The sequence below is a fragment of the Pseudomonas sp. BCA17 genome, from assembly GCF_004519405.1.
Lineage (GTDB): Bacteria > Pseudomonadota > Gammaproteobacteria > Pseudomonadales > Pseudomonadaceae > Aquipseudomonas.
Genome location: NZ_SGWI01000010.1, coordinates 106,896 through 127,337, shown reverse-complemented (window position 1 = coordinate 127,337; position 20,442 = coordinate 106,896). Strand labels below are relative to the sequence as shown.

Genomic DNA, 20,442 nt, shown 5'->3' with positions numbered 1-20,442 from the left:
CTGTGGGTGAAATGGATTGTTTCTCTGGGGCGTTACGTGATCGCTGCCAACGCCGCCAGCCTTTCCCCTAACCTGTCCTGCATCGCCGCCATGGCGCCGGATGTGTGCGCGGAGAGCGCGATGTGTTCGTGACCGAGCAAACCGGCCAGGCTGTCGAGCCCGTCGATTTCGTCACTCTGCAAAAGCTTCAACAGCCCCAGCTGGTGCAGCTCGCCCGCCAGCAATTGATCGAGTGCGCGCAGGCCTTCCTCGGGTTCGATGGAGCCCAGGCCAAGCGCGCTCATGCGCTCCTGGTAACGGGCGTCACTCACCGTGCCGACGCTGCCCCAATACCCCCAGTTGATGACCTTGACCGGGCACGACCATTCGCTCCTGAGTTGATCGGCGAAGGCGTCGGCAAAGGTGCAGCCCGCTGCGTAGTTGCCTTGGCCGGCAGCCGTGCTGAAGGACATCATCGAGGAGAAAAACAGCACGAAATCCAGCGCGTCGGCGCTGTTCCCGAACGTGCGGGCCAGGGCCACGCTGGTGGCAACCTTGGCGTTCAGTACGCGGGTGAAGGTCTGCTCGTCCATGTTGGCCAGGCTTTGGTCCTTGAGCACAATCGCCGAATGCACCACGCCATTGATCGGGCCAAACCGCTCGGTGATCTGCTGTTTCGCCGCAGCCAGTTGCTGTTCGTCGGCGGCGTCGACTTGCAGGTAAACCGGCGCCGGGGCGTCATGCATCAGGCTGATGGCGATGAGATCGTCCAGCTTGGCTTCGATCTGCGCATCCCGCGCACGGCGACCGATCCAGATCACCCGGGCGCGATGCTGGCTGATCATGTGGCGGCTCCAGACCGCGCCAATCCCGCCGGCACCACCAATGACCAGATAGACGCCGCCGTCGCGATACACCGGCAGACGGGCTGGCATTGTGTCGGCCTTCACCCGCGCCAGTTGGCGGAACCACCATTGGCCCTGACGCAGCGCCAGCAGTTCACCAGAAGCGATGCCGGCGAACGGTGCTGCGGGCAACAGGGACAACTGCGGGTCTGGCAGGTCCGCGAGCTGCACGGTCCAGTGCGGATATTCCTTGGCCAGTGAGCCCGCCAGGCCATGCACCGCCGCGTGAGTCGCACGGCAGGACTCGCCGGGGCGGATACTGATCGCCTGATCGGTGATCAGGGTCAGGCGCAGTGGCCGAGGGCCGTAGCCCTGGTTCAGCAGCGCCTTGATCAACCGGAACAGCGCGACGACGCCGTGCTGTTGTGCCGCGACCGGGTCAGCGTCGCTGTCGTCGGACGGCGCCAGCCACATTACGTCGGTCAATCCGGGCCGGGCGTGCAGTTCGGCTTCGTAGTCGGGCTGCGAGTCGTCCAACCGTGCGGCCTGAGGATAGAGTTCAGCCAGCGTCTGCTCACGAGCCGGGGTCGCGCCGAAGATCAGCATCGCGCCCTGGACTTCCTCCCGTTCGCTGATCACACCATCGACCACTGACCAGATCGGCGCCAATAGCTGTTGTGTTTTCTTCAGTTTTTTTGGCCCCGCCGTGAGCGGTCTTGAGCTCAATCCTGTGAATCGCGCGCAGAGCTGTCCCTGATCGTCACACAGCTCGATAGTGATCCGGCCAGCGGGATTGTCGGCAAGGTCGCTGCGCAACAAGGCCCACATCCGCCGCTGACACGGCGCGATGATTTCCAGCCGTTGCAGGGCAAACGGCATCACCAGTGACAACGGTGCGGCGGCGCTATCGTTCAGCGGCAGTAACATGCCGATGGCGGCCTGCAACGCGCAGTCGGTCATGCCGGGCTCCAGCCACCAGTCGCCGTCGGGATGGACGCCCTCAAGGTTCAACTGCGCCAGCACTTCGCGCTGGCCGCCCTGCTCCGCTATCAATAACTGGCGGATAGCACGATGGCTGACGCCGTAGGTCAGGCCCATCTGGTCGAACAGTCGATAGACTTCGCCGCCGTCCAGACGCCGTTGCCAAGGTCGGTCGCGCCAGTGCGCCAGATCCAGTCGCTCGGCCACCGGCTGCACATCCGTGATCACGCGGGCCTGACAATGCACTTGATCGCCGTCATCGCCGAGCAACGTCACCGCAAGCTGACCGTCTACGCGCTCCAGGTTGACCCGCAGGCGGCGCGGTGCGGATTCCACCGTCAGCGGCGCCAGCCAGTTGAGCCGCTCGATGACCATGGGCTGCGCCTCGCCGTCCTCCCGCGAATGCGTCACCGCGGCCCTGATCATTTCCAGGCAGGCCGCACCGGGCAGGGTTTTGCGCCCGTTCACCACATGGTCGCGCAGCCACGGCTCGTCACCGCTGAAGTCACTGGTGAATTGCTGGCGGTCGAAGGTCGAGCTGTTGCGGTGCAGCAACGGATGCAAGACCGCCGCTGCCGAAGGCAGGCGATTGGCGCCAACAGGTGCCCAATAGCGGCTGGTGGCGAAGGGATAAGTTGGCAGGCTGATGCGCTGGCGTTGTTCACCGCTGGCGGCCCACAGCGCAGCCCAGTCGATGCGCAGCCCCGCGCTCCACAGCGCCAACAATTGTTGCTGCTCACCGTTGGCAAACAGCCTGGCCAACTGCTCGCGCCACTGGCTCGGGAAGCGGTTTTTGAACTGTTCGACGTGGTCGCTGCTAGCGTTCGTGTCACCGCAAATCCAGCCACGGCTGTCGCCGCCGGCCAGAGCGCGCAAGGCATCCAGCAGGCTTGCCGTCGAAGACGCGATGAACGCCGCACGATGCTCCATCGCCTCGCGACCTACCTGCAAGGTGTGGGCAATGGCGGCCAGGCTGTCAGTCGCCGGCGACTGCTCCAGTCTGGCAAGCAAACGGCTGGCGATCTGGCGCAATTGCTCGGGCTCGCGGGCAGACAGCAGAATCATTTCGGGCTTGCCGTCATGACCGGGTAAAGGCTTGGCCTGTGGGTACTGCGCAACGATCAAGTGAGCGTTGGAGCCGCCCGCGCCGAACGAGGAAATCCCGGCGATGCGCGGCATCGGCTCACCGCCCTGAACCGGCTGCGGCCAGTCGCGCAGGTGTTGGTTGACCTCGAACGGGGTTGCGGCAAAATCGATAAAGGGGTTGAGCGTGCGCGAATGCAGCGAGGGCACGATCTGCCCGTGTTTGAGCTGCAACAGCACCTTGGTCAGGCCGGCAATGCCGGCAGCCGCTTCGCAGTGACCGATGTTGGATTTCACCGAACCGATCCAGCAGGTCTGCGCGGGCGTGCGCTCACCCAGGGCATTGGCCAGGCCGGCGATTTCAATCGGGTCGCCCAGACGGGTGCCGGTGCCGTGGGCCTCGATGTAACTGATGGCCGCAGGATCAACCTGCGCATCCTTGAGCGCACCGCTGATTGCGGCCTGCTGCGCTCGTGGATCGGGCACGCTGTACCCGGTGTTCTTGCCGCCGTGGTTGAGATAGCTGCCCTTGATCAGCCCGTAGATCTGATCGCCATCGCGCTCGGCATCCGCCAGGCGTTTGAGGATCACCACGCCCACGCCCTCGCCCGGCACATAGCCGTCACCGCCCTCGCCGAAGCTGGCGCACTGGCCCTGGTTGGAGATGAACTGGCCGCTGCTGAGCATCAGGTATTTGTTGGGGTGCAGCGTCAGGTTGACGCCACCGGCAATGGCCATCGCGGTACGGCCACTGTGCAGGTCCTGACAGGCCAGATGGATGGCGGTCAGTGAGCTGGAGCACATCGAATCGAGCGACAGGCTCGGGCCTTGCAGGTTGAGGCAGAACGACACCCGATTGGCGATGCTCGCGCTGGACCCGGCAAAGCCCATGCGCTCGCCGCGCAGGCTGGCTTCGGCGCCCAGCAGTTGGTATTCGCTGTACATCACGCCGGCATAGACGCCGACCTGCCGGGTCTTTTCGGCCTGCTCGGCGCCAAGCTGGCGGCTGTAGCCAGCGTCCTCCATGGCCGCCCAAGCGGTTTGCAGAAACAGCCGTTCCTGCGGGTCGATCAGCTCGGCTTCCAGCGGCGAAATATTGAAGAACAGCGGATCGAACTGATCGATGCCCTCAATAAAGCCGCCCCACTTGCTGTTGTGCACCCCGATCTCGCTGCGGTTGGTGCTGTAGTAGCCGCGCCAGTCCCAGCGTTCAGGCGGGATTTCGCCGATGCTGTTTTTGCCCTGGCTGAGATTGTGCCAGAAGGCTTCAAGGTTGTCGGCGTCCGGGTAGCGCCCGGCGATGCCGATGATGGCGACATCGTCGCGCTGTGGCGCGGTCGGCTGGCGAATTTGCGCAGGTTGGTCGAACAGCCGGCGCTGTTGATCACGAGGTGTGGCGACGGGTTCGGCAACCGCTGTGGTCTCTCTGGATGCCAGGTGGTTCGCCAGGGCCCGGAGGCTGGAATGCTCGAACAGCAGCGCCGCTGACAGCGCTCCAAAGCGTTGTTCGAGACGGCGCGTGAGGTCGAGGATCTGCAACGAGTCGATGCCATAGTCCTCGAAACATTGCTGATCATCGAGCTGCTCCGCCGGCGTGTTCAAGGCATCCGCCAGCAGGCTGCGCAGCTGGGTTATCAATGGCGCCTGTGCCGTTTTTGGTGGCTGCCGCGTCGCCAGGTGATCGGCCAGGCTTTGCAGGCTCGGGTATTGGAAAAACAGGGTTTTGGACAACGCGCCGAAGCGTTTTTCCAGCGCAGCGGTCATCTCCATGATCATCAGCGAATCGATGCCGTACTGTTCAAACGGCACGTCGTTATCCAGTCGCGACTGGGCGATCTTCACCGTTTTGGCCAACATCTGACGCAGCCAGGCCAGCAGGTTTTCACCGTCTATAGGTGCCTCTACAACAGGGGCCGGTTCATGGCTGAGCAGCACGAGCAGTTTTTCGGTGTCGCCAGCCAGCACCATCAGTTGGTCTTCGTCGCTGTGCAACGCCTGATAGAACGCCTGAATACCGGTGGTGCTGGCCATCGCTTCGATGCCGGTGCGTTGCGCCAGAAGGCGCCGCGCCGTATCACTCATGTGCAGGCCACCTTCGAGCCACAGCGGCCAGTTGATCGCCAGCGTGCGCCCGTGCCGGGTGCCGGCTGCGACCTGTTGATTGCGCAGGCTGGCGAAGGCGTCCAGATAGCCGTTGGCGGCGGCGTAATCGGTCTGCCCGGCGTTGCCCATGACGCTGGCAATAGAGGAATACAGCACAAAGAAATCCAGCGCCGAGCCGGCACTGAAGCGGTCGACATGGTGCACGCCGTCAACTTTGGCGGCGAACACGGCGGCAAAGTCCGCCTTGGGCTTGTCTGCCAGCAAAGCGTCGCGGGTGATGCCGGCGCAATGGATGATCCCGTGCAATGCGCCGTGACGGCTAACGATGTCAGTGATCAGGCGTTCGACCTGATCGGCATCGGCCAGATCCACGGTGCGGTAGTCAACGCCTGCGCCCAGTTGCGCCAGCTTGTCGAGCACCGACGGTGCATCGGCTGGCGTGCGGCCACAGAGCACAACACGGGCCTGAGACGCGGCAGCGATGATAGCGCGCGCCATGACCGTGCCGACACCGCCCAAACCACCGGTAATCAGGTAGACACCCTCTGGCCGCCAGGGCGCGGGAGCGTTATCCAGCGGCTGGTGGCGCCAGCTCAGTTGCTGACGGCGCAATGTACCGGCCTCGGCCAGATAGCGCAGTTGGCGCTCGCCTGGGTTAGCGGCCTCGGCTGACAATTGCGTCAGTAACTGCTGTGTGTCGAGCCCCGGTGCCACTTCAATCAGCTGGCTGATCAGCGCCGGCTGTTCACGACTGACGCTGCACAACAGGCCGCCGAGGCCGCGATAACCGTGCGGATCGTCAGCCGGAATCAGCAGTTGAATCAGGCAGGGTTGGGCGGTGCGCAGCAAAGGTTTGAGCTGTTCGGAAAGTGCCAGTGCGGCGTGTTGATAGTCCCCCTCTGGCAAGGCGAAACTGCTGATACCCTGCGCCTCTAGAGACTCCATCAAGCCGGAAAACGCATGCGTCAACAGCACCTGAACAAGCCCCGGTGCGGCTGTCGCGCCGGCCGGTTGAGCGTCGAGCCATTGTTTGTGACACAGCAGTCCGCTGCTGGCGCCCGGACGGGTGCCGGAAACGGTCTTGAACGACAGCTGATTCAGCATCGCGCAGCACTGGCCATTGTCGTCGAACAACGCCAGATCAAAGCGATAGCCGCCCGGCGTGGTCCCTGCGCTGCGGATCTGCACCTGCAAGGTCGCCGGACAGTCGGCAAACAACACGCATTCACCCAGCCCGTCGGGTAGCAACAGCGCCGGGCGCTCGCCCTGTTCATCAAACAGCAAGGCCATCACGCCTTGCATGGCGGCATCCAGCAGCGCCGGATGCAGGGCGAAACCGGCGTTAAGCGCCGGGGCTTGCAGTCCGACCCGCGCCAGCGCCTGATCGTCCTGACGCAGCAGCGACTGCAACCGGCGATGACCGACGCCATAGTCGATGCCCATTGCCGCAAAACGCTGGTAGCAGGCCTCGACGTCCACTTTTTGGGCGCCGACATTGTTGAAGTCGAGCCGGGCGGCCTGGACCACGGAGATGAGGGCCAAAGCCCGACAATGCAGCTGCAACTGGCCGGCGCGGTCATAGGAGCAAATCCCGATCTGGTAGTCGCCCTCTGCTTGCACCGACAGTTCAAGGAACAGCTCGCCGTTGTTGGCGGTGTCAACGCTGAACGGCTGGAGCCACGCCAGACTGCGGATCACCAGCGCCCTGTCCGCAGGCACCGCGCCGCCCAGGGCGTCGGTCAATGCCGCGTGGATCATGGCAATCATCGCCGCACCCGGCAACACGCCCTGCCCGTTGACCTGATGCTCGGCCAACACGCTTTCGTCACCGGTGAACCGGGTCAGGTAACGCAAGCCGCGCAGGTCCGACACGTTGCAATGCAGCAGTGGGTGCAGCCGTTGCTCGCCCGCGATGGCCGACACGACCGCTTGCTGCGGTTCGCGCCAGTAGCGCTCGCGGGCAAAGGGGTAACCCGGCAAGCTGAGCGGCGCGGGCGTGCCCTGCGGGTACATCAGGCGCCAATCCAGCGTGGCGCCGCCGAGCCAGGCGTCGAGCAGCTGTTGCTGTTCGCCGCGCTCGATCCAGCCGCCGATATCGGCGCTCGACGCCTGAGCGTCAGGCTTGAGCCGACCACGCGCCTGGGCGCCGCCGTTGTCGATGAATTCCCGCAACCGGGTGTTCAACTGCGCCTGTGAGCTGATCAGCCAGCCGTGGCGATGCTCCATCGCTTCACGAGCGACCTGCAAGGTAAAGGCCAGCGCCGGCAGATCGGTGTCGCCGAGTGCGTCCTGCGCAAGCGCGTCCAGCAACAGACTGGCTTGTTGCAGCAACTGCTCGCGAGTCTTGGCCGACAACAGGATGATCGCCGGTTGCCACTCATTGACGGCAATCGCTGGCGGCACTCTGCGGTCTTCGTACTCTTCGATCACCACGTGGGCATTGGCGCCGCCCGCGCCGAAGGAGGACACCGTGGCAATGCGCTTGAACGTCTGCAATACGCCATCGATCAGCACTTGCGGCCGCGACCATTCGCCCAGCGACTGCTGCACGGCAAACGGGCTGTTGGCGAAATCGATTTCCGGGTTAAGTGCCTCGGCGTGCAGCGACGGCACCAATTGGCGGTGTTGAAGTTGCAGCAGCACCTTGGTGATACCGGCGATGCCGGCGGCGCTTTCGCAATGGCCGATATTGGATTTGACCGAGCCGATGGCGCAGTACTGTCTGACGGGCGTTGGCACGCCGCTATTGAAGGCCCGGGCCAGACCGGCGATCTCGATCGGGTCGCCCAGCGCGGTGCCGGTGCCGTGGGCCTCGACGTAGCTCACGGCCCGGGCGTCGACCCCGGCCCTTGCCAGCGAATCGATCACCAACCGACTCTGGGCCAAGGGATTAGGCACGGTGTAGCCGTTGGTTTTGCCACCGGCATTGATCATGCTGCCTTTGATCACGCCGTAAATCCGGTCGCCATCCGCCTCGGCCTGAGCCAGCGGTTTGAGCAGCAAGACACCCACGCCCTCCCCCCCGACAAAGCCGTCGGCATCGGCGCCGAACGCCTTGCACTGGCGGCCCGAGGACAACATCTTCATCTCGCTCAGGCCCATGTAATGCACGGGGTCGACCACCAGATTGACCCCGCCGACCAGCACACAGTCGCTGATCCCGCTGTGCAGACTTTCCAGCGCCAGATGAATCGCGGTAATGGATGACGAACAGGCGGTGTCCACCGCGAGGCTCGGACCCTGGAAATTGAACTGATACGACACGCGATTGGCCACCGACCAGTAGCTGGACTGGCGGGCGTAGGTGCCATTCATCACGCCGACAAACACCCCGACCCGATGCCGTTCGGCCAGGCGTGCCGGGGTATAGCCGGCGTCGCTGATGCAGTGATAGGCCTCTTCCAGGAACAGCCGCTCCTGAGGGTCCATTTTCAGTGCTTCGCGGGGCGACAGATGAAAAAACAGCGGATCGAACTTGTCGATTTCGCGGATGAAGCCGCCCCACGGGGTATAGATACAGCCCGCCGTACCCGGAGCCTGATCAAAGTACTGACGCCAGTCCCAGCGATCCGCAGGCACTTCATCGATGCAATTCTCGGCATTTTTCAGGTGCTGCCACAACTCGCGAACGTTGTCGGAGTTGGCGTAACGCCCGGCCAGACCGACGATGGCCACGTCTGAACCGCGTGCCATTTCCGGCGTGTTATCGGCTGCCTTGGCGGTAAAGCGCGACTTGCCCGGATTGATCAATGGTTCGACGCTTTCGACTGCGGATGGCTGCACGATTACCGCTGTCTGATCCAGTCCGAGCAGCGTCCTGAGCCGGTCTTTCTGCGTGGCGACAAAATGATCCGCCAGTGCTTCGACGGTCTGGTATTCGAAGAACAGCGTGCTGCTGATCCCCGCCAGTTTGTCCCGTAGCAGGTTGGTCAGTTGCACCACTAGAATCGAGTCGATGCCATAGGTTTCCAGCGCTTCGCGGGCGTCGATCTGTTCGGGGGCGATCTTGAACAGACCACCGATGACCTGCTTGAGGTAGCGGACGGTCTCGGCTTTGAGCTGCATGCTGCTAACTTCGGCCATCGGTGCTGCGATGACGCTGAGTTGTGGCGCTCGCGGTGCCTGCTGAGCGGTCACCTTTGCCCGGCTGACAGGCGCCATTCTGACCGGTTCGATTTTATCGCTGCGGTCCTGCCAGACCATTCCATTGCTCTGGGCGATGACGATCTGCTGCCCAAGGTCGTGGTCGGCCAGCGCCGGGAAATACACCTGCCGATAGCCTTCGCTTTCCAGCACCTGCTTCCACTGTCTGGGCGCGAGCGCCGGGCCGCCGGGCAAGCGCAGGTCCTGATCATCGAACAGCCACCAGCCCTTGAGCAGGCCGAAAGTCAGGTGGGTAAACAGGCCATTGCGTGCAATCTCGTTGATCAATACCAGGCCGTTATGCTTGAGCGCGGCCTTGGCGTTTTTCATCGTCCGGCGCAGGTCTTGCGTAGCGTGCAGGACGTTGGTGGCGATCACCAGATCATAGGCGCCAGGCTGGATGCCCTGTGCTGCCAGCGGCTTGTCGACGTCGAACAGTTGATAGCTGAGGTAGGGGGTCTGCGGGCCATAGACCTGCCGCGCGTGCATCAGGAACGCCTGGGAGACGTCGGTGTAGCAGTACTCGGCGATCTGCGCCTGATACGGCCGCAGTTTTTCAAAAGCGCGGGCGCTGGTGCCACCGGTGCCCGCGCCGATTTCCAGGATCCGGATCGGCGTCTGTGGCGCCAGCTCCAGGCGGGCCCTGACAAATTCGAGCATGGCTTCGAGCAGCACTTCGTTGAAGAAGTCGGACACCGGATTGTGCTTGTAGATGCCCTCGACCATGGACATCGAGGCGTCGGGAAACAGGATGTCGGTGGCGGCGATCCGGCCATCAAGAATCTGCGGCAATACACGCAGGGTTGCTTCGGCGAGCAGTGTTTCGGCTTTCAGGCTGGGGTGTTCGAGCCAGGCCGACTTTTGTGCATCCCATTCGTGCCACAGGGCTTCTACCGCCAGCGGTTGCGGGTGGGTGACACGGCAGCTGTCGCCCTCCAGCTGCACGTAGCCGCGTTGGGCCAGCTCTTGCAGGCTCTTGTCGAGCCAGCGTTGATACATCGGCAACAAGCCGCTGCGTTGGGTCATTTCAGCCACGGATTCGCGCTCGCGACTGAACCAGCCCAGATGCTGCAACTGGGCGTAGAGCAAGCGGACCTGCTGCTCGTCGATAGCCGCCTTGTACGCCTGCACCTGCGCGGTTGCGCTGCGAACCTGCTGATTGTCCACCCGCAGATTCTTCTGCATTCGCCTGATCAGCGATGGATAGGCAGGCGGACGCATTTCGCCGTACTCACCGAAAGGCCCGGCAGGATGTTGGGCCAGCGCCAGGTGGTTGAAGGTGTCACTCAACCGCTGCGAAGTACGCAGGAAGGTCAACTGGCTGAGCGGCGCGCCGTCATCAGCCGCGCCGAGCAGTGTTTCCAGCGCCGCCATTGCCTGCTCACCGTTGATTGAACCGAGGCCAACCTCGGCCATCCGGCGCCGATAGTCGTCGCTGGCCACCGAGCCGACCTCGCCCCAATAACCCCAGTTGATGACTTTCACCGAGTAGCTGCGTTGTTGCGCCAGAGAGTGGCCGAAGGCGTTCTTGAAGGTACAGCCGGCGGCGTAATTGCTCTGGCCTGCCGACTTGGTGAAGCTTTGCAACGACGAGAAGAACAGCATGAAATCCAGCGGCAGGTGTTCAAACACCTCGGCCAGACGTGCGCAGACATCGATCTTGGCGGCGAGGCCTGCGACAAATTTTTGCACATCCATGCGTGCCAGGCTTTGATCCTCAAGCTGGATCGCCGCGTGGATCACCCCGTGAATCCGGCCATGCTCGGCCAGCACTTGCTTCACCGCCTGTTGCAGCGCGGCGTGGTTGCCGGCGTCGGCGCTGATGTAGCGTGGTGCCGGGCCAAACCGGGCCAGTTCGCTGATCGCTGCATCGATTTGGCGGTCCTGCTCGCGACGCCCCAGCCAGATGACCTGAGCGCCACGGCTGCGGATCAGGTGTTCACTCCACAAGCGGCCAATACCGCCGGCGCCGCCAACGACCAGGTACACGCCACCATCGCGGTAGAGACTGGCGGCAGCCGCTTCGGTCGGCGCCAGGCAAGGCACCAGGGATTGGCGATACCAGACGTCGTTACGACAGGCCAGCGCGTCGCCGCGCGGATCGGCGGGCAACGACAACGGATCCAGACTCGGCCAGCTGTCGCCGGCCGGCAGGTCCACCAGCCGCACCTGCCAATGGCTGTATTCCTTGGCCATCACACCGATCAGCCCATGGAGGCTGGCGTGAGCGGGCGCCACCGGTTCGGTGGCGGCCTGATGCAGCGGGCTGGCTTCGCCGAACACTGTCAGCGTGGCGCGGGTGATGACCGTCCATGCCAGTGGCTGCTGGTCCAGTGCCAACGCCAGCAGCGCCTTGATCAAGCGGAAGCAGCTCAGTACGCCGGCTTGCTGGGCATTGATCATGCCGTCGGCGCTGGCGTCATCGACTGACGCGGTCGGCGCCAGCCACAACAGATGCTCTACCGGGCCGGCTTCGCGCAGCAGGCCGGTGAGTGTTTCGATGGATTCGCTTCCGTCCAGCAACAATGAAGCGGCCTGCGGGTAGCGGGCGATCAACTGTTGCTGGCCTTGGGGATCATTGGCGATCAGCAACAGCCGGGAGCTGCTTGGCGACAACGGTTGAGGACTGACCCTGCGCCATTTTTCCACGAGGTAACAGTCGGTCTGCGGGCGGTCGTCGAGCATCATTTCCAGCGGCGACGGCGCTTTCATTTCCCGCAGGACAAAGCCCTGAAGGGCGACGCAATGCTCGCCCTGCTGATTGTAGATATCGATATCAAAAACCGACTGCCCCGCTTCCGTGCTCTCGGCACCGGGCCGCACCCAGGCCCATGTCTGTTCACCCAGTGCCGCGCCGCTCAGCTCTAGCCGGGCCAGTGCAAACGGCACCCAGGTTTGCCCAAGTTGCGGTGCTGCACCTTGATCGAGCTGATCGGCCACCAGCAGGCCCACGGTCGACTGCAACGCGCCGTCCATCAGGCTCGGGTGCAGGATAAATTGCGTGTGGCCGGCACTCAGGGACTGCGGCAGTTCGATCCTTGCCAACAGCTGGTCGCCGTCAATGCGCAGTTCGCGAACCGATCGGTGGCTGGGGCCGTAGTGGATGTCGATGCTGTCGAAAACGCGGTACAGCGCCTCGGCGTCGAGGCGATGGCCTTTGATGGCGGCTTGCATGGAGGCCAGCGATGCAGCCGGTTCGGGCGCGTTTTGCAGCAATACCGCTTCGCCTTGGCAACAAAGGGTTTGTTGTTGCTGTTCGCTAATGTCGAAGGTCAGTCGCTGTGGCTCGACGCTGTTGATGTGGATGTCGACGGTGGCCGGTGTATCGCCCTGCTCGCTGAGCATCAGCGGTTGCGACCACACCAGATTGCACAGACTCACGGTGCCGGAGGATGCCAGCTCGCCGAGTGAGCGGCTGATGGCTTCTCGCGCCATCTCAAGATAGGCCACGCCGGGCAGCACTTTCTGGTTGCGCACGCGATGATCGCGCAGGAAAAACTCATGGCCGCTGAACACCGAGCTGAATTTCTGTTGCGACAGATCGGAGACGTTGCGGTGCAGCAACGGGTGCAAGCGGGCCTCGCCAAGCTGCTCGGCCTGAGGCGGAAAATGGAAATCGCCGGACACCCAGATCCGTTCACGGGCGAAGGGATAACCCGGCAGGCTGATCCGTCTGGCCAGGCCCATGGAGGTGCCCAGCAGCGCCCAGTCGAACGTCAGCCCTTTGACCCACAGCTCCAGCAACTTCTGGTATTTGCCTTTGTCGGCCCAGGCCGCCAGCGTTGCCGCCATGTCCTCATCGTGGGCCAGCACCGCCATGGCCGCCTTGTTGTCTTGCACCCGGCCCAGATGCAGGCCGTCGAAGCAACCAAAGTGTTCCGGGGCCTTGAGCAGTTGCGCCAGGCTCTGCGCCAGGCGGTCTTGCAGCTCACTGATCGAGACGACGCTGAAGGCCAGGCGATATTCCAGCGCTTCTCTGCCCTGTTGCAGGGTAAAGGCCAGGTCCGCCAGGCGCGGCGGCTCGCCCTCAAGGTCGCGTCGTTGCAGGAACTGCTGCAAACGCTCGACTTGCTGTTGCAACTGCGCCGGGGTTCTGGCCGACAGCACGATGATCGCCGGTAGCCCGACAACCGCCTCGTCCCGCTCCGGCGCCACGTACTGGAGGATGATCACATGGCCGTTCGATCCGCCAGAGCCAAAAGACGAGACCGAGGCGGCCAGTGGATATTCGCGTTCGCGGCCATCGAGATTGAGCAGCGGCCGGCGCCACGCTTGCAGTTGCTGGGGAATGTAGAACGGCGTATCGCTGAAGGAAATTCGGGGGTTGAGCCGACTCGAATGCAGCGACGGCGCCAGTTGGCGGTGCTTAAGTTGCAGCAGCACCTTGGCGATCCCGGCGATGCCGGCTGCCGATTCCAGATGGCCGATGTTCGATTTGGCCGAGCCGAGGGCGCACTGCTGCGCCAATCCCGGCTCGCTGCCGAGGGCCGCGCTGCGTCGGGCAAAGCCCTGTTGCAGACCGCTGATTTCAATCGGGTCACCCAACGCGGTGCCGGTGCCGTGAGCTTCGATATAGCTCAGCTCGCGGGGATTCATACCGGCCTTTTCCAGAGACTCGGCGATCATTGCGCCTTGGGCATTCGGGCTCGGCACGGTGTAGCCATGGGTCTTGCCGTTATGGTTGACCGAGGTCGCACGAATGACGCCGTAGATGTTGTCGCCATCGGCCTGCGCCTGGGCCAGCGGTTTGAGCAACACCGCGCCGGCGCCTTCGCCGGGTACAAAACCATCGCCGCCTTCGCCGAAACTGCGGCAGCGGCCATCGGTCGAGGACATGGTCAGCTGCGACTGGATGAAGTATTTGTTGGGGTGCAACGATAGGTTGACACCACCGGCCAGCGCCACCCGACACTCGCCGCGTTTCAGGCTCTCGACGGCCAGGTGCAGCGCGGTCAGCGAGGACGAGCAGATGGTGTCGATGGCCATGCTCGGGCCGTTGCAGTCGAAGACGTAGGACACGCGGTTGGCAATCGAACCGAACGATGAATCCACCGCATCGTCGGCGCAGTCTGCGGCGGCAGAGCGCGTGTACAGCAGGTATTCGCCGTGCATCACGCCGACAAAAACCCCCATGTTTCCCTGGTAGTGACGTTGCAATGCGGCGCGGTCGTAGCCTGCGTCTTCGAGGGTGTGCCAGGCGGTTTCGAGGAAGATCCGTTCCTGCGGATCCATGCGCTCGGCGTCGCGCGGCGAAATATTGAAAAACAGCGGATCGAAGCGGTCTACACCGTCGATAAAGCCGCCCCACTTGGTGTTGATCTTGCCTTTGAGGCGGCGGTCGCGGCTGTAGTAATGCTGGTGCTGCCAACGCTCGACGGGGATCTCGCTGATGCTGTCGACCGCGTTTTTCAGGTTGTCCCAGAAGCTGTCGACGTCCGGTGCACCGGGAAAACGCCCGGCCAGGCCGATGATCGCAATCGGTTCGTCGCGCTCCTGGCGTCGGTTAGTGTCGGGGCGTTGTGCGGTTCTGGCGGGCTGGGTAGCCTGTTTGAGGGGCGCCTGAATCCCCAGCAGTTGCCGGCTGCGCGACGGATGTTCGGCAGCAAAATAAGCGGCCAGTGCGCCGATGCTCTGGTGTTCGAAGAACAGGGTGCTGGACAACGCACCAAACGCCTCGGCCAGCCGTTGGTTGAGCGCGGTGATCATCAGCGAGGTCAAGCCGTAGCGATCAAAGCTTTCAAGGCTGTCGAGGCTGCTCTCGGGAATCGCCGAGACGCTGGAAAAGTGTTGTTTGAGATAGCCCTCCAGCGCAGTGTGCAGCGCGTCATCCCGCGCAGGCGGTGGTGCTGCTTCGTCTCTGGCGGAGGCCGCGATATGACAATCAACGGTTGCAAAGGGGTATGCCGGCAGTGCCACTCGACGAGCGTCATGCCGGACGATCTCGGCCAGATCGGTTTCGCCGGCGACCCAGCGGCTGGCGATGGCGTTCAGGGCATCGCGGTCGAGGCCGCGCAGATCCTGTTCGATAGCAGCCGGTTGTGCCGCTCTGGCGAGGGTGCCTGGCGGCGCTGACTGACCATTGTTGAGCAGCGTCAGCAGTTCGGTTTCGCTGTCGGCCACCAGTGCCAGACGATGTCCCAGTGGCGCTCGGCCGACGCACAGGGTGTAGCTGATATCGCCGAGGCTGGCGTCGCCCAGGCGTCCTGCCTGAAGAGCGTTGGCAAATGCCGCCATCAGTTGATCACGCTGCGCACGGCTGGCGGCGGTAAAGGGAAACAGCCACGGCCCGACAGTCTTCAATGTTGTGGTCTGTGGTGGTGGCGCTTCAAGGATCAAATGACCACCGGAACCGCTGGCGCCGAAGGCGTTGATCAATGCACGTTGCGGCCCTTGCCACTCGCTCAACGTGTCGGCGATGGCAAGGTTGCTGTTCTCAAGTCCAACAAGGGGGCTCAACGGATTGCAGCCGAGGGTCGGCGCTATCTGCCGGTGTTTGAACTGCATCAGTACTTTGGTGATCTGCGACAGAGCCGACGCCGATTCGAGGTGGCCGATGTTGGCCTTGATCGACCCGACTTTCAGCGGTGTATCGCCAAGGCGGCTGCCGAAGACTTTGTTGATCGCCGCAAACTCGGCCCCGTCCGCCAGACTGGCACCGGGGGCTGCGGCCTCCACGTATCCAATCGCCTCGGCAGGTAGGCCCGCCTGTTGCAGCACCCGGCGCATCGACGCGGCCTGACTGTCGGCGCTCGGGGTGCCGTAGCGAAAGGTCTTGCCGCTGTGGCTGATGGCCGTCGCGCGGATGACGCCGAGGATCGGGTCTCCGTCGCGTCTGGCGTCTTCAAGTGGTCGGATCAACAGCGCGCCGACGCCCTCGCCCGCGACCCAGCCGTTGGCGTTGAGGCCGAACGGGTGAGACTGGCCATTGCCGGACAATAGCTCCAGCGACGTCAATAGCTCAAGGTGTGAGGGATGACTGATCAGGTTGACGCCGCCGACAATCGCCGCCTGACATTCCCCCTGACGAATACTCGCGCAAGCAAAGTGCAGGGCCGTCATTGCGGATGAACACGAGGTGTCGAATGCGACGCTGGGGCCATTGAAGTCGTTGAAGAACGACACCCGGTTGGCAATCGCCGAGAGAAACGAGGTGGTTCGCTCGCCCTGTTCGCCGGGCTGATGGTGCTGGTAATCGCCCCACATCGCGCCGACAAACACACCGACTCGCTCGGCCTTGCGCCGCAGACCGGCAGCGGTATAACCGCTGTTTTCCAGGCAATGCCAGACCGTTTGCAGGAACAGGCGCTCTTGTGGGTCCAGAGTCTTCGCTTCGGCGGGGGTGATCTTGAACAGCAGCGGATCAAACAGCTGCTTGTCGGCCAGTGCGCCGACTGCCCATTGCGGTGAATCCGCGCTGATGTCGTCGCCATACAGCAGCGATTCGCGGCTGACGGTGTTGATCGCCGAGCGCCCGGCACTGAGGTTCTGCCACAGCTCTTGTGCATTGGCAGCGCCGGGATAACGACCGCTGAGGCCGATGATCGCCAGCGCGCCATCACTCACCGGCTCGGCGGCGACTCGGCTGCCACTGTGGAGCTCAAGCCGTGGCCAGCGTATCGGGAGCAATTGGCTGACGGTGCCGCCGACGAAGCTGTGCAGCAGTTCGTCACCCTCTTGCAGGTCAAAGGCGCTGCGAATTTTATCGAAGTACATCGAGCCGATGGGGCACAGCCCGATGCCGAATTCGGTTTGTTTTTCCAGCAGCAACTGGCCGATTCGTCCGGCCTGGAGCAGGTTGAAATAGCGACTTTCATCGCCATAAGCCGCTGAGCGACCGGCAATGATGAACATTCGCAACCGAGCCTGTTGCGCATGCTTGCGGTTGAACGGTGTATAGCTGCCGTTGAACGCCAGCGGATCGCCTTCGCCGATGCGGCTCAGGCTGTGGCTGTCGCTGTGGTAGCGGTAAATGCCGGGGGGCGGACAGTGTTCCTGGCCGTGCTCGGTCGGCCCGGCGAGGTGCAGGTAGATCTTCAGGTCCAGTGCGGCGTCGGCGTTGTACAGGTGACCGCTGCCCTGTCCGTCCTTCAACAGGCTCAACAACCGGCTCAATTGCGCCACACTCAGAGGCTCGCCGCCGTACTGGCGCTTGGCGGCCCGCAGGCGCAGCGCGTCGGTGCTGATTGGTGCGGTGGGCAGTTCGATGACGCGGTCACCCTGCTCCGGCAGATCATGGCGAATCTGCAGTTGTTGGCGGTGCAGTTGCTCCAGCGCCTCCTTGCCCGGCAGGTCAAAACCGTTGTTGTTTTCTGCCAGGAAGTCGGCGAACAAGAGGTCGGGCTGACCAGTCAGAACGGCTGGCGCGTCACCTTCGATCAGGCAATGCAGCAAACGGTGGCTCGGCCGCAACTTGAACAGCTCGGCAATCGTCACCACATCCACGCCATAGACCGGGGTCAACGCGATGTCGAAGTCCGCCTGGTGCGACAGCAACATCTGCTCGATATAACCGGCTTCCAGCACCAGCAGCGCCGGGGCGGCATGGTTATAGAGCGGCGTGATGGCGGCGGTTTCGGCGACCAGAAACAGCGCAAAACCGGCTTCGGCCAGTTGCGCGCGCTGCTGCGCACGCAGGGCCTGCGGGTCGAGGCTGGCCGGTACGCTGACAGGCAACAGGCGGTTCAGGCGTGGTTGGTAGTACCAGGCGCCGCCCGGCAGCCCCCCGATCCGCCCCTCGGCGACATACACATAACACTGGACAGCGTTGAGGCCGCCAGCTGATGAATAGAGGTATTTACCCTCACCCTCCAGCGTCACTTCGCGCAATAACGAGAGCAGGCAGCCCAGCCGTTCAAGGCTGGCGGGTGAAGCGTCGTCGGTTCGCTGATAAGCACGCGGATCAAAGCGCACCCGCTCCAGCCGGATCAGTTTCTGGGCTGTTGGCTGTGGTGGCGGCGCGGCCTCCACCAGCGGCGCCTGCTCGGGTGTCACACCCTTGGCGTCAAGGATAAAGGCCGTGACGGCGGCGATGGTCGGTTGCTCAAGGAACATCTCGACCGGCAGCGTGACCTGGTACTGCTGATGAATGCTATGGACCGCTTGCACCAGGGTAAAGGAGGTCGCGCCCTGATCAAAAAGATCGTCGTCAACCGCCAGCTCATTGATGCCGAGCGCCTCGATAAAATAGTGTTGCAGCCAGGCCGTCAGTGCCTGGGGATCCACAGCCGGCGCCGGTGAACCGACTGACGAGAGGCCGTCACCGGCCAGCAGCGCCTGACGGTCCGCCTTGCCATGGGGCGTTACCGGGATCTGCTCGACAAAGTGAACCTGATTCGGCGTCATGTACTCCGGCAAGCGGGATTTTACAAAATCACGCACCGCCTTTTTGTCCAATCCCTCGGCGACGACATAGGCCACCAGTTTGGGATCTTCGGAGCCGGGATCCTTGATCAGCACCACCGCATCACTGATCGACAGATGGCTTTTGAGGGTGTTTTCGATCTCGCCCAGCTCGATGCGAAAACCCCGCAGTTTGACCTGCGAGTCGAAACGCCCAAGCACCTCGATCTCGCCATTGTCGAGGAAGCGCGCCTCGTCACCGGTGCGGTAAAGCCTGGCGTCGGGTTCAGTGGAGAACGGATCGCGGATGAACTTTTCAGCCGTCAGCTCGGGCCGATTGAGATAACCCCGGGCCAGGCCGATGCCGCCAATGCACAGCTCGCCAGTCTGGCCGATCGGCACCGGCTTGGACCCGGCATCGAGGATATGGATTTGAATATTGTCGATGGGCCGGCCGATAGGCACCCGTTGATCTTCACGCGGTTCGGCGAGCCACCAGGTGACGTCCACCGCTGCCTCGGTCGGGCCATAGAGGTTATGCAATTGCGCGCTCAGAAGCGAACGACATTGAAGCAGCAGGTCATGGGTCAGTGCTTCGCCGCTGACGAACACCTTGCTCAGTGACCGGCATTCGCCAACCGCCGGGTGCTTGAGGAAAAAGCGCAACATGGACGGCACGAAGTGGCAGATGGTGATCCGCTGCGCCTTGATGATCTCCACCAGATAGTGGGCGTCCTTGTGGCCTTCCGGCCTGGCCATGACCAGGCAAGCACCGCTGAGCAACGGCAGAAACAGCTCCCACACCGACACATCAAAGGTAAAAGGCGTCTTCTGCAAGATCCGGTCAGCCGGCCCCACGGCGTAATGGCGCTGCATCCACAGCAGCCGGTTGCAGATCGCCTTGTGCGGCAACATGCAGCCTTTGGGCCGACCGGTGGAGCCCGAGGTGTAGATCACATAGGCGAGATCATCAGGGCGGTTGATGGACGCCGGATTGGCATCGTTTTCGTGCAGCACTTCGTTCGCGGGATCGTCCAGGCAAAGCACTACAACGTCATGGGACTTGAGGCGCTGCTCAAAACGCTGTTGCGTCAGTACTACGGTGACCGAGGCGTCGTCGATGATCAGGGCCAGCCGTTCCTCGGGGTAACCCGGGTCCAGCGGCAGGTAGGCGCCACCGGCCTTGAGAATGGCGAGCAGCGCGATCATCAGCTCAAGCGAGCGCTCCATCTGCACGCCGACCAGGCTGTCGGAGCCGATGCCGAGTTCGCGCAGGTAACGGGCCACGCGATTGGCTCGGCGATTCAACTGGCAAAAACTCAGGCTTTGATCGTCGAAGCGCACCGCCACGGCGTCAGGGCTGCGTTCCACCTGTTGCTCGATCAGCTGCTGCAGGTACTGGTCCAGCGGGTATTCGTGGTGAGTATCGTTCCAGCCGGCAATGATCGCGCGTTCCTGGAGACAATCACCGGGCTGCGCTGCGGGCGGAGTGCTTTGTGGACCGTCATGTGTTGAGTTGTTGTCTGACACTGCGCGACTTCCCTGTCAGGTTGGGCCGACGTCATCGGCGGCTTTTGATCCGTGTCATCCCGTCAACGCGGCACGCACATGTAAGCGTCTTGCCGTGCAAGCCTTCAGTCGATTACCGGGGATTGTTCGGATTTTTTGTGCAGATTGAGGGGCGCGTTGCTGCGCAAGCTAACCGTCCTCGAAGGGACGCTTGTGACAAACCCACAGACGCCTGCCCGTGAGAGAGAAAAGCGGAAAGCAGCCCTCGGCCTTGCTGCGGCGGCAAGAATTTGGGCTGTTCAATGTAGATTCAGTGAGGAGCAAGACCAACACATCCGTGTTCCTGAACACAGTAACTCCCTTTACCAGTGAGTGCCTGAGGCTTGCCAGCGACAATGATGCATACCTTGCGCCATTGTAGACTCGCACCACTTGAGATCGTATTTTCTCGCTTGCGCCT

The 20,442-nt window shown here is 63.0% G+C and carries 1 protein-coding gene; it reads right to left on the bottom strand.

Annotation, left to right across the window (positions count from 1 at the left end; all coding sequences use genetic code 11):
- Window positions 1–32: 32 nt before the first annotated feature.
- On the bottom strand, window positions 33–20,003 hold the full coding sequence (locus EXW71_RS27695) for an amino acid adenylation domain-containing protein (protein WP_134660723.1): 19,971 nt from the start codon (window positions 20,001–20,003) through the stop codon (window positions 33–35).
- Window positions 20,004–20,442: the final 439 nt, after the last annotated feature.